This is a genomic window from Photobacterium sp. DNB23_23_1 (genome assembly GCF_052873815.1).
Map to the genome: position 1 here is coordinate 148942 of NZ_JBNNXT010000005.1, position 12432 is coordinate 161373.

The 12432-nt window shown below is 41.9% G+C and carries 13 protein-coding genes and 1 pseudogene; 5 read left to right on the forward strand and 9 right to left on the reverse strand.

Features of this window, described 5'->3' with window-relative positions; genetic code table 11:
- Position 1: 1 nt before the first annotated feature.
- From ACVA53_RS05360 to ACVA53_RS05375, 4 genes are all read right to left on the reverse strand, one after another.
- On the reverse strand, positions 2-1033 hold the full coding sequence (locus tag ACVA53_RS05360; protein WP_446504666.1) for an ABC transporter substrate-binding protein: 1032 nt from the start codon (positions 1031-1033) through the stop codon (positions 2-4).
- Positions 1034-1067: 34 nt separating this feature from the next.
- Positions 1068-1769 (reverse strand): type 1 glutamine amidotransferase, encoded by a 702-nt coding sequence (locus ACVA53_RS05365; RefSeq protein ID WP_446504667.1) that lies wholly within the window; start codon positions 1767-1769, stop codon positions 1068-1070.
- A gap of 186 nt (positions 1770-1955) precedes the next feature.
- Positions 1956-2615 (reverse strand): GntR family transcriptional regulator, encoded by a 660-nt coding sequence (locus ACVA53_RS05370; RefSeq protein WP_446504668.1) that lies wholly within the window; start codon positions 2613-2615, stop codon positions 1956-1958.
- Between the two features lie 11 nt (positions 2616-2626).
- The gene (locus ACVA53_RS05375; protein WP_446504669.1) at positions 2627-3013 is read right to left on the reverse strand and encodes a hypothetical protein; all 387 of its coding nucleotides are present in this window, start codon (positions 3011-3013) and stop codon (positions 2627-2629) included.
- Positions 3014-3516: 503 nt separating this feature from the next.
- On the opposite strand from ACVA53_RS05375, the pseudogene ACVA53_RS05380 reads away from it, so the two are divergent.
- Positions 3517-3992, forward strand: a pseudogene (locus ACVA53_RS05380) (group II intron reverse transcriptase/maturase); the annotation flags it as partial.
- A gap of 201 nt (positions 3993-4193) precedes the next feature.
- Here ACVA53_RS05380 and ACVA53_RS05385 read toward each other — a convergent pair.
- Positions 4194-5717: an endonuclease/exonuclease/phosphatase family protein gene (locus ACVA53_RS05385; RefSeq protein ID WP_255044283.1), complete on the reverse strand. Its 1524-nt coding sequence runs from the start codon at positions 5715-5717 to the stop codon at positions 4194-4196.
- A gap of 469 nt (positions 5718-6186) precedes the next feature.
- Here ACVA53_RS05385 and ACVA53_RS05390 point away from each other — a divergent pair, with 469 nt between their 5' ends.
- The gene (locus ACVA53_RS05390; RefSeq protein WP_255044284.1) at positions 6187-6726 is read left to right on the forward strand and encodes a peroxiredoxin family protein; all 540 of its coding nucleotides are present in this window, start codon (positions 6187-6189) and stop codon (positions 6724-6726) included.
- A gap of 89 nt (positions 6727-6815) precedes the next feature.
- On the opposite strand, the gene ACVA53_RS05395 is transcribed toward ACVA53_RS05390, so the two are convergent.
- The 3 genes from ACVA53_RS05395 to ACVA53_RS05405 all read right to left on the reverse strand — a co-directional run bounded on the left by ACVA53_RS05395 (position 6816) and on the right by ACVA53_RS05405 (position 8317).
- The gene (locus ACVA53_RS05395; protein ID WP_255044285.1) at positions 6816-7181 is read right to left on the reverse strand and encodes a winged helix-turn-helix transcriptional regulator; all 366 of its coding nucleotides are present in this window, start codon (positions 7179-7181) and stop codon (positions 6816-6818) included.
- Between the two features lie 145 nt (positions 7182-7326).
- Entirely contained in the window at positions 7327-7911 is a 585-nt protein-coding gene (locus ACVA53_RS05400) for an NAD(P)H-dependent oxidoreductase (RefSeq protein ID WP_255044286.1), read from the reverse strand.
- Between the two features lie 175 nt (positions 7912-8086).
- Positions 8087-8317, reverse strand: coding sequence for a hypothetical protein (locus ACVA53_RS05405; protein WP_446504670.1), 231 nt, complete (start codon positions 8315-8317; stop codon positions 8087-8089).
- Positions 8318-8833: 516 nt separating this feature from the next.
- On the opposite strand from ACVA53_RS05405, the gene ACVA53_RS05410 reads away from it, so the two are divergent.
- The 3 genes from ACVA53_RS05410 (at position 8834) to ACVA53_RS05420 (ending at position 11001) form a co-directional block, all read left to right on the forward strand.
- A complete protein-coding gene (locus ACVA53_RS05410) occupies positions 8834-9286 on the forward strand; it encodes a septal ring lytic transglycosylase RlpA family protein (protein ID WP_255044288.1) in 453 nt (150 codons plus the stop codon).
- Between the two features lie 462 nt (positions 9287-9748).
- Positions 9749-10087 carry a cytosolic protein gene (locus tag ACVA53_RS05415; RefSeq protein WP_255045528.1) on the forward strand — a complete coding sequence of 113 codons (339 nt, stop codon included), beginning with the start codon at positions 9749-9751 and terminating at the stop codon, positions 10085-10087.
- A gap of 491 nt (positions 10088-10578) precedes the next feature.
- Positions 10579-11001 (forward strand): hypothetical protein, encoded by a 423-nt coding sequence (locus ACVA53_RS05420; protein WP_446504671.1) that lies wholly within the window; start codon positions 10579-10581, stop codon positions 10999-11001.
- Between the two features lie 653 nt (positions 11002-11654).
- Here ACVA53_RS05420 and btuD read toward each other — a convergent pair.
- Positions 11655-12416: a vitamin B12 ABC transporter ATP-binding protein BtuD gene (gene btuD / locus ACVA53_RS05425; RefSeq protein ID WP_446504686.1), complete on the reverse strand. Its 762-nt coding sequence runs from the start codon at positions 12414-12416 to the stop codon at positions 11655-11657.
- Positions 12417-12432: the final 16 nt, after the last annotated feature.

Below are 12432 nucleotides of genomic sequence, written 5' to 3' on the forward strand. Positions count from 1 at the left end.
TCTACCCCTTAATTAGGCGTGTGTAGCGCTCAGTCACTTCCAAGCTATTTTCTGACCACCAAACTGTATCGACGAATACTGCTTTCTCTAATCGTTCTGGCGTTGAAGGAAGTCGCTTTGCGCGCTCTTCATCAATGTAATCCCAAGCAATTTCTGTAATAGGGCCATAAGAAACATATTCGCTAAGTTTTGCATTGTTTTCGGGCTGTAATATGAAGTTGAGGAAAGCCATCGCTTCTTCGATATTCTCCGCACCTTTTGGAATCATCATGTATCCCACTTGCGGGACCTGTTCATTCCAAGACATAGCAATAGGCAAACCATGATCGATACCACTTTGGAAGCGCCCGTTCGAACCAATAGCAAGCGTGACTTCACCTGAACCAAGCATTTGGACAGGCTGAGCACTGCTTGACCAAAAAACGGATACATGTGGAAGTAATTCTTCTACTTTTTTGAAGGCTCTATCTAGGCCCTCAGGTTTTGACAGCTCTGTATAGACTTCATTAGGAGCAACTCCTTCAGCAAGCAACGCGGCTTCCAATACCGTTTCTGGTTTTGCAGGCAAAGTACGCTTTCCAGGAAATCGTTCTGTGTCCCAAAAGTCTGCGAATGATTGAGGTTGCTCTTTACCATCAGGGAATGCAGTGAGGGAGTAACCCACTAAATTGCTGTAGATTTCGGTAGGTACACCATAGGCTTTACGTGCATCATCAAGTACATGCGACTGGTCAACAATATCTTGAGGAATTTCCTCAAATAACCCAAGCTGAACGCCTCGAATGAAGGCAACACCGCCACCACTTACCACATCCCAGGTCATAGAGTTGGTGTCTACCATAACTTTAATTTTTGCTGTCTCTGGATCTGTGTCTTCGATAATTTCAATGTTCGTTTGTTCCGAGAATGGGGTAAGCCAAGCGTTTCTAATCGCATCCTGATAAGCGCCTCCCCAACTAGCGAAGACTAGTTCCCCAGCTTGTCCAGAAAGGCTGAACAATAATCCAGCCGATGCCAACATTAATTTTTTCATTGGTAACTCTCCTTGTTAATTCCTAACCAGTAACTTAACTACCTTGTAAACAGACAGCCGCAAAATTTGACAGCATTGTTTTTCCCATCTGAGCATCGTGTGCCGTTCGCTTTAACTCCTCTACATCAGCACCATCTTGTTCCAATCTATCTCTGTTTTCTTCAAACCAAAGCAGCGCTTGCTCTCTTGTAATTTCTGGATGACCTTGTATGCCCCACACTCTACTATTTCCATAGCGCCAAATATGGTTTCCACATAAATCGGAATAAGCCAGTATCACCATGTCTGGGTGAGAGCCTTTAACTTCATCGTTATGCCAAACAAAAAAAGAGACGCTCTCAGCTAGATCTTTTGCGACTTCATCATCTTTGGCCGCAAGAGTCGTCGGCAAAGACTTATAAGCAACCTCACAGAAAGGCCGAATAAAAACTTGATCTTTACCACAAAGTGCTGAGGCTAGAATCTGGCTACCAAAACAAATTCCGAGCATTGGAATTTTCAACTTTTCTGCGCTTTGAATAAGTTCATGAAGCTTATTTATAAAGGGAATGTCTTCATAAGCACCATGCGGGCTTCCTGATATAAATATTCCACAGTAACCACTCAAGCTTGCCGGGAAATGATCGTTATACGCCCAGTAGTGATCTATATCCAAACCAAATGATTCAAACCGTTCCTCAAGCTTTGCAATGCAATACTTCTGTGTTCCACACTGAAGATAAAGAAGTTTGTTCATTAATACTCCTAAAAAATATTTTGATACTCACACACTAAATTCAATTCAATTCAATTCAATTCAATTCAATTCAATTCAATTCAATTCAATTCAATTAAGTTGTAACGCGTTATAAAATCGATACAACCAGCCATGCCTTATTAAAGGCATTAATTTAATAAGATACAAACCTATCCAAGCGAGCTTCTAGTCTTGTGGATGTTTTATTCTAGTTAGCTTTTTAGTTACATAATTCATAATGCTTCCCTTTACATTCTGAATATGATTAATCATTGCATAACGTGCTTCATTGGCGTTTTTTTGCCTCATGCTTTCTAGAATAGTAATATGCTCATTTATTCCAGGGACAGTGCGCTCTGGTATTTCATCAATATAAAATATCTTAGTTTTCAATCTCAGCTGCTGTATAGCTTCTGCGATATATCTATTTCTACATGAATTAGAGATTAGTGAATGCACTTTGTCATCATAGATTTGGTGGTGCCTTCTCAAATCATTTTCTTCATTGGTATTCTTCAGAGAGCTCAATAGATTTTCTAATAGTCGATCATCAACATATTGTGTAGCTAAATATGCTGCTTCACCTTCTATAAGTGATCGCATATCCAGTATTTCGAGATATTCTTCTAAACTAAACTCTTTTATTGTCAAAATGTTAGCATACCTACGCTCAACCATCCCTTGATGTTCGAGACGCTTGAGTGCTTCTCTTACAGGCGTTCGAGATACCGACATATCAGATGCGAGAGAACGCTCATTAAGCCGATCTTTAGGGTCTAATTGTCCCGTTAAAATTAGTTCTAAAATCTGATTGTAAATTTTAACATTGAGCTCTTGCTTTTCCATCTTGAAGCCAACTAACTTACTGTATCTTGCAGACAAAAATTATTATTTTTTAATAATTGCACCATCGTTATATCGTCATTTATCAATGCATATCCAATGGCTATTGACGTTTGTAAGGCATCACAGTTATGACGGTATATGCAAAGAAAGTTGCGCTGATTATATATAGACAAATTGAATCCTATCCCTAAAGAATGAAGTGTACTAATGATTTCATTGACTATTTCTATGTTCACTTCGTCAATGAGTCTATGGAAAATCATGACATAAGATCTCCATGAGGTAAGCAACATGATTAAAGAAACATTTTCATATTCATCAAACGTACAAATAGATGCTAAGAAGGTTGAATCTACAATTGAAATCCCGCTATCAACGAGTGTTTTAATTTCAAACATATCAGTCACCTTCATTATTCGCTTGTATACCTCTGGTATACCATATGCATATAGTAGGCCAACATTTGAATTTATCAGAAACCATATAAAGTGTAGGGTTTATATTCACAAAGCGCCAAGCTAAAGAAGCAAATTGCACAATATTGATGCAATCGATACCTCTTTTAGTGCAAAAGGTCTTGTTGCAAAATTTAAGTGAGCTAAAATATGAATGCTACAATCAGTTAAAACTATAAGTAAAATAGGTCATTGATCCGAGTGATATTATGATTGTTCACTGGTGTTATTGTTGAGTTTTCTTACTTAACCACAAAAGATAAAAACTTGGCATTAAAAAGGACGCCAAAGCGTCCTTATTTATACCCAAATCAACTATTACTCTGTAGTCGATGAGAAGCTAAAAATCCTATCACTCAAAAAAGCTAGTCACATCTAAAATTTGCTTCGCCCCATAAACTACATAACCAATATAAGCACTAGCTCCATCGTAATACTCACATGTAGAGAAAACACACGTCACTCAAAGTAACAATGGGTTCGACTTCCTCGGGTTTAACCACGGGAAGTACAAAAGGAAATTACTCATTAAACCGAGTAAATCCAAAAGCTTCGGGGATAGTCGAACTCTTATCGACATTGCGTTGCTAAACAGGTATTCGGATACGTGGGCTATAAACTATTCCAAGCACTATGGCACTGAGCTAAACGGCGCCAGCCAACCAAATTTCGGACATAGGTCGCGCTGAAATACTTCATCAACCAAAAAGGCCAGTGACAATTTCATGGTTGGCTGAAGTGTATGGGTATGGATTGCCAATTCAATTTGTTCTCAATAGCTAAGGTGCCAATAGAGAGATACGTGAAAATCCGGAGCGCTGCTACGCCGTTCGCTCCTCAATACCAAGATTACTTGGATGAGCGAAAATCGAAGAGGCTTAGCCGAAACTCTTGGACTGATCCTGCTTTAACTGCCCTGTGACTTGCCGGGTATCAAACAATGCCTTGGTGGAGATTTGAGCCTAGTTCAGTGAAAGTTGTACGCTGGGTTCTTAAGGTGGCGACACTTGGTAACAAGTGTCGTCTACCCGACAAATATTTGTTAACTGCTATCCCCCCATGTTGCAATTATATGATAGCAGCATGGGGGGCAACTTATAACTTTACGCTTATACGCTGTTTTTTACAGATTAACTACCGCTTCAATATCTTCCGTTGGGATTGTTAATACTGCGTATTGCTTGTACCAACCACTCACAAGGCTGATTGCGCGCAGTTGAAGGCCAGAATGAAGATCAATCTCACCCTCTTCCTTCAATTTGTTGTACACCTCAGGCGCAACTCGAACTTCAAACTCACCATTAGGTTGCACGCTTAGTGACTCAGACTGCCAACCATAGGTCCCATCACTGTTTAGACGAGCATTGGTTGAATCACCAGCCACCACCAGATGGTAATCACGGTCTTCTTCCCACATTTTCCAGTTATCCAGAGTGAACGTGAGAACCAGTTCTTCGCCTTCAGCTGCGATCTGCAGGTTGGAGAATTCTGGGTTAAGGTTTAAAGACTCAGCCTCTGTGCTCGTATTTGGTGTCACCAAATTGTAGGTCGCCTTATACCAAAGGTGATCGGACACAAACTCACGAGGACCATAGTAAGGTTCGCCATCTTCGTCGACCATGATTCCTGAATGTGGGTCTTGCCAATCGTAAAGGTCGTCATTGCCATCAGGACCAGGGAAGTAGGTTTCTGCACGTGGGCCAATAATTGAAGTGCTCAGAAGCTCCAGACCTTCGGCTTGAGAATGATAAATCAAGTCAATGCGGTCTCGGTCATCGAGTCCTCGTCCACACTCATCAATGAATGACTTACTTTGCGTCCAGCTGTCATCAATATGAAACGGCCAAGTGAGGCCTGGGTGCGTCACTGGGTTCGGGTAAAGTTCGCGGTAAGAATCGACGTAGCCTTCAGCACGGATCATTCTGTGGACCATAAAGTCGTGGACAGTACCATTATGGTCAAACATGTAAGCGGTCTCTTCAGTCCAGTCTAACCCTGAAGACTCATTGAAATCACCACCAATGAAAATCGCCTTTCCTTGCTCATTAGCCGGTGCTAGCTCATCCAACATGTATTGAGTTTGACTCGGACGTGAACTCATCAGGTTCAGTGCATCAATTTCATCCGCCTCACTCACTGGTACACAGCCTTCACGAGCTGCCCAGGCCTGGCCATCACCACCTCGAGCATCGTAAACCACGTAATTACGATAATCTAAATGATTTGACCACAAAGTCACTTCACGGCCATTGATATCAACCACAACACCCACACCACCGCCCATTGCATCATTTTCACTTGGCGTATCGTTGTATACCTTTATTATCGGAAACTTAGAGACAATACCGGCCGTTACATAAGAGTCATGCCCCTGCCAAAAATACATACCAAGTTGCTCTGCAATGCGAGCGGTGATGCCTGATGCCTCTGAAAGAAGAAGAATATCAGCATCGGCATGACGAAACTCTTCTAGGGCAATATGATAGTCACTCGTCCCTTCCAGATTACGCATCAAGCTCTGCCACATATTGGCCGTAACAATGTTGACTTGGGTGACGTGCTCTTGCTCAATAATATCATCTGAAGAAGAGTTACAACCGAATAAGGCGCCGGAGACAAGCAATGCTATCAGTGTTCTAGGGTTCATTTTACTTACCATGAAATTTAAGTTCAGCTCTAAGTTATTAGTCAACAGTTACAGCTTAAGTGGCGTAAAGCTTATTTTTTTCAGTTGCTTTAATTAGATAACCTAAATTAAGTGGCAATCAAAAATTAACAGTATGACCACCTGTAAATCTTATGACCCATCAACTGCCCAATCACAATGGGGTCTTGGGGGCAGTCTGTAGTGGCTTTGTCAGATTAGTCACCTCAACATACCCATCTCACGACACCGATTACTTGATGTATTGCAAATGCTAGATTGAGTCGGAGCAATGATATTTTTTCTAAGAAGGTTTGGAGCAAATACGAGTCAATCAGAATTTTCGTTGCACGCAAGAACATAACAAAATAAACAGAACCTCTAGGTTACTAAAAGTATACTAGTTGAAACTATCTTTATATTGCCCTACTTTTTGATTTACTTAGTTGTGAATTCAATCCAAGGAGCCGAGATGGGATACTCTAAGAAACTAAAAGCAGGTGACACCTTCCCGACATTAGAAGCAACAACATTGGATGGGACCAAAGTCACGCTAGGCCAACCTCAAGGTGATGCAACATGGCAAGCGGTGTTTGTCTATCGTGGCAAGCATTGCCCACTTTGCACCAAGTACCTCAACGAGATTGAGACCTATAAACAGGCCTTCAGCGATGCAGGCGTCGATATTCTGGCTGTTTCTGGCGATTCAAAACAGCAATTAGAGCAACATCTAGATAAACTCGATATCAGCTTCCCGATTGCTTATGGCCTAAGTGAGCAACAAATGAAGACGTTAGGGCTTTATATTTCTCTACCACGCTCTGAAGCAGAAACCGACCATAACTTTGCAGAACCTGGTCTATTTGTCATCAATGAGCATGGCAATCTGCATGTGACCGATCTATCAAACAACCCATTTGTAAGACCAGAGCTAGGGGCGCTGACACGTGGCTTAGCATGGATTCGTAATCCAGATAACCACTACCCAATTCGTGGCACACTAGACTATTAGACCTATCGCATAAAAAGCATCGCAACATCGCAACATCGCAAGATGTTGCCTTGTTTGAAATAGCATAGAAATTACAATTTCTATTTAGGCTACTTGAGCTGAATATCGTTATTTTCAGACCACTTTCTCAAATCATCAAGAATACTCAGAGCGCTTTTCCCAAACTCAGTCAGTTCATAACTCACTGCCAATGGCTTGTCATTGAGTACACGTCGTATCACCATGTTTTCACTTTCTAGCTCTTTAAGGCGTTGGTCGACCATCTTTTTGCTTGCGCCGCCAAGCATGCGTGAAAGGTCATTAAAGCGAACAGGGCCATCTTTTAGGTGATAAATAATGGAACCCTTCCATTTGGCCCCCAAAATCCGCATTCCTTTTTCAATAGCACAAGGCTCAGCACACGCATTTATAACGCTTTTATGTCCTTTTGAGTCAACTTCTACTTTTGCTTTCATACAATCTCGCTAATAAAAAAAGAAACCAGATAGCTGAGGTTCATGATGAGAAGCAACAATATATCTGGTTTAATTCTTACGCCATAGTACCACTTCACTGCAGCTTGAGTAACCTCACCGTGAGTAAAACTATGGTTGATTCAAATTAGAATACTTCACCGAGGTGCGCTTCAAAGCGTGCAAAATCACTCTCAATATCGGCATTCTTCATTACGTCATAACACGCAAAAGTAGGTAGCGCTGACATACCAAAAAAGCGGAAGTTAGCGTGCATGTGAAACATCAAATCATCCACACTCTTACCTTGGAACAGGTACTCATCTTGGTCATCAAAAGATTCTTTTGGCGCATTAAATGTCAGAGAAAGCATGTATTTGGTGTTAGTACGAGTGCCACCTGTACCGTAGTTCTTAGTAGGCTCTTCAGCGCTGCGGCCATCAAAGGTACACAATGCACCACCCATACCTGCTGTGAATACTTCATCCATATACTTTTTGAAAGACCAAGGGATCGTCATCCAGTTTACTGGCGACTGCAGAATCACACGATCAGCCCATTCAAAGTGAGCCAGTTGTTCCTCAACCACATACTCATCTTGCATGGTCACTACACGAACCGAGTGGCCTTTCTGCTCTAAAAGCGTAACCGCTTTGTCTACCAATGATGCAGTAAGTTTGCCCTCTGAGAATGGTGATGGCGCGTAGGCATTGATGATAAGAACGTTGCTCATAGTCGATTACTCCGCTAACAAATTGGTTAGATACACAAGTGAAGCCTTTGTCACTCGTGTGTAGCGGTATATATTAGTTACCTAAAAATCGAATTCAATTAGTATACTTTTAGTAACCTAGCCATATTGAAGCGCAAGTTCTGCAGTGACTCATGTGAAAGCCTCCATTGAATCCTTAGTGCATTGTAGCGCCAGCGCGTATTTCATCGGCTGTAATATCAGTTTGGTCCACGGGTAACCAGACGACAAAAGCGCCATTCTGACCGTAAAACTCATCCCAACCGCCGTTCAACACTTTTGACTCGCATAACACCTTGATTTCCTCCTTGCTTTTGCCGAGCTTGAGGGCAGCGTGATCGAGTTTAAAGGGTTTAATCCAGTTCGTTTGAAATTGTGTGGCTGACATGTTTGGTTTTCTCGATGAACTAATAATGATTTAGGGTTGTTTCTCGTGTTAACGCCCTACTTACGGCGCATTTATACGGCACAACAATACCAATTACCTTTATTTAAAATCAACCGGCTTAAGCTCATGTTAGATGTGATGTGGCTTTATTCTTAAAAATAATACAACATGTTATATTTTATGAACTTCACTCCCACGATTGAGGATTGTTTAACATGCCAAAACCCATGGAGTCAGTTTGCGCAGCCTGACCTTGGTTTATACAATTGTTTCAAGCATTTTGTTGAGGATAATACTAACCGAACAGCTTGATGTAGATCAGTTGCGGCTTCGACTGTTCTCTGCCATACAGTTTGTTCTCATAGGCTATTGGAGACATTAATCACCTGGTGCAGACCGTAAGCGTTACTCGCTTTATTTTCTCACTTCCAAAATCTTTCTTAACCATGACCAAAATAGGCATTGTTCATGGCAAAATTTTAAACCCGCAACAAGTCAAATACAGACAAACATGACATGAAAAAAATAGAGTATCCAAATAGCATGAAAAAATTAAACCTCCTTTTTACGGCTCTCATCCTTACTTTGCTAGCTGGCTGCTCCTCAACCGTGGCAATCGATGAAGTAAAAACAAGGGGTTACGCTAAGTCACATGAGCTTATTGGTCAAGCTTCGTGGTATGGTAAGAAATACCACGGAAGACTCACTGCAAGTGGTGAGCGTTATGATATGAAAGCCCATACAGCAGCTCATCGAACCTTACCTTTTGGAACTATAGTAAGGGTCACAAATACAGCCAATAACAAAACGGTAAATGTCAAAATCAATGATCGGGGTCCTTTTGCAAAAGGCCGCGTTATTGACCTTTCTCAAAAGTCATTTGAACAAATAGGCAACATCAATCAAGGCGTAGCGCCAGTCAAGATTGAAATTATTGATGACAGTAATACCTTTAGGTATAAGCACTAATCCCCAATTAAAATGTATCTTGAACTGATTTGTGCAGCAGCTTGCTGCACAATTAAACAACCAGTAACGAAGTACACTGAATAGCCAATTTCTGAACCACAATCCAGTCGCAATCATTAGCAATTTACTGGCCTAGAAGGAGCACTCATCACTATTACCAATCTGGATAAGTCGTTGATCAAGTATTTGCACTGGAAAAATTGTTGTTATCAAGGCAGAAATTGCAGTTACTAGTGGCTCTAATTACAAAATATCTAACGCAGAGAACTGCGATTTTAACCTGCAAGACTGATCAAATATTTATGTAGGTTGGTATAAAATACTTTTGGACAAATGCGTTTCAAGTTGGCCTAGTGAATGTCTGGAAATGGCACTGAATTACCGCCTTTAGCAACTAAATATCTACTACGTTCTCCCCTGATAGTGATAAAATCTCCTCATCAGAATTACCGAGAAACTCCCATGTTTATCCATCATGTTAACGGCATCGACTGGCTGGTGATTACAGCTTTTGAAGAACTGAAAACTTTATTTATCGAAGAAGCCGGTACGATCCCCTTTTGCTTCTCCACCGCCAGCGAATTGAGCCTGATTGATCAAGCCAAGCGCACTTATGGATATTTGCCTACACTCAACGGCGTAATCACCGATACTGGCACCTATCAAAGCCAGGATAACGAAGAGGATTTGAACCCACTGCTTGCCTGCCTAGTTGAGGGGCGTGGTCGGGTATTTATCTATCACGGCGGCTTTGTGGCTTTTGTGGATGACGAGCAAACCTTTATTACCCGAATGGACTGAAAATTATTCAGTAAGTTGAAATCGGCGAATTGATATCCCTAGCAAGGAATGGGGCAGGCTAAGTTTCCTGAATGTGGGGGTGTAGTCAACAACTGGTACGCAGTTGCGGCCCGTGACTTGCGTACCGGCAACTAAGCACAGAGATTCCAGTCATAAATAGCTACAAAAAGTGATTTGCATCAGAAACTTAAGCAGAGTAAAGTATGCACAAAGTTTCATCGTAGCTAAAGAAAGGATGTCTGATGCTGCACTTGACTTGCGCTGTCGCGGCCATCACAACCGCACTTCATCACATGTTAACACCTAAAGAAGAACCAACGGAAAAAAGCCATCTAACACAGACCTGGCTTCGAATCCTAACTTGGGTTGTACTTCTTATTTTTATCTCGTACGAAGGCACAAACGAACCGCTAACTTTTGCGTTGCAGCTATCATTGATAACTACAATTGCGCACGAAATATCTGAGTTGTGTTGGCACAACAGGCTATCAATGCTTACTTACTTAGCACTGATCTTGCTTTCAGCCACCTTTCGAGCTGGTGGGATGTGGTGCATTATTGCTAAGGATCCGAGCAACAGTATAGAATTAGTCTATATAACAGCAGCTGCATCCTTAATCGTGCTCACTTGGGTTGGAATCAACCCGGTCACCGATGGAAAACCAAAACTACCATTGGGCCTCTACTCTTTTGCTACGCTAATGCACTCATGGCTAGCTCTAGATATCGTTTTTCACGAAGACAACAACTGGTACCTGTTGCTGGTGACCGCTAGTGCTATTTATGTCTACTCGTTTTACCGGTTTTACTTGACCACCTACTACAGAAATAACGAAGAGCACTTATCCTGCCCGCCTAGCACCTTAATTATAGCTAACCTACTGATGGTCATCACTGCGACGTTAACAACCTGATATCCACCATCAACAGACTTAGGAGCAATAATACACTCGAGGCAGCTTGAATTGATATACGGTTTTAAGAGTGCGTCTTGACATACTTTTTAACCTTTTTCATCGCCATTTGACCTTGAGTGGTGAAAGGTATGACCTAAGCAGCGTCATGGTCAGAAAGCCACCTTTTGGTGAACGTTAGAATAATAAGAATGGTGAAAGCCCAAAACAAGAATGAGCAAGAGAATCTAGAGAGGGAAAAAAAGTAAGTATCAGATTTACTACTATAAGAGAGGAAATTAAACGGAAAGCCGATAATTCTTTCAGCAGTAAAGAATGAGCTAAATTGAAGAAGGATAGCTACAGTATATAAACTTATCTTGGCAATAGTACGATTGGTCTTTTGAGTGAAAATTACCATATAGAAACTTAGCCTTGTAAGAAAAGAAAGGTATGTTTATTTATGTCGAACATCAACATTAAAGTCGACAAGCGACGCAGATCGAGGCAAGCGTCACTCCCAAAGTAAGATTCCTGTTGGGTGTCGACTAGAACAAAATTTACCTTTGGCGGGTCCAATATTGTCTGACAAGCCGAACGATTCGAATTGTTTAGAGGACATCCTGCGTATAATCTAAAGACCTATACTCGATATGCTTAATTCGCAAACAGCGTTAATCAGTAAACAATAGACAAGATTTGCCTTCATGCTCAATACGCTGAACTTGCGTAGAAAAGACAGCCTCCAGTGTCTCCACTGTCATTACGTCTTCCGGTTTTCCCTTCACCACACAAGAACCGTTGTTCAATAAAATAACTTTATCCGCCTCCCTCAGAGTGCGGTTTAGGTCGTGGTTCGCCATAACAACCGCTATTCCTTTATTCGCAAGGCGGCGGATAAGCTGGTACATAATCGCTTCTTGACCAATATCCAACGCCGAAGCTGGTTCATCCAATAACAGCAACTGCGCATCGGGATTCAATGTTGGCCAGACCTGAAGGCAGGCAGCAGCCAATCTCACCCTTTGCCATTCCCCCCCGGACAATTGCTGGATATTACGGTTAAGCTTGTCGGTAACTTTTAGCGCTCCACATACATCATCTAATGCTTCTTGGACATCATTGGCGGCGAGTTCACCAAGAGGTGATAGCGCAAGCGACAGGTAGTGGTATACCCCAACCGCAAACGCTGGCTTATCCTGCTGCGACAAGTAACTGCGCATGCGGGCAAGGCGGGGAAGATCCAACGTAGCAATAGGTTCACCAGCCAAAGTAACGTCACCCTGAGCCTCAACCAAACCAGACAGCATGGAAATTGCACTGCTTTTCCCGCTACCATTTGGACCAATTAAATAAACGATTTCACCGCGGCGGACCGAAAATGAAACCGGTAATAATCGCGGAGGCATCGCCAAGTTTTGAGCATAAAGGATCACAGGTTGTGATTCTGAT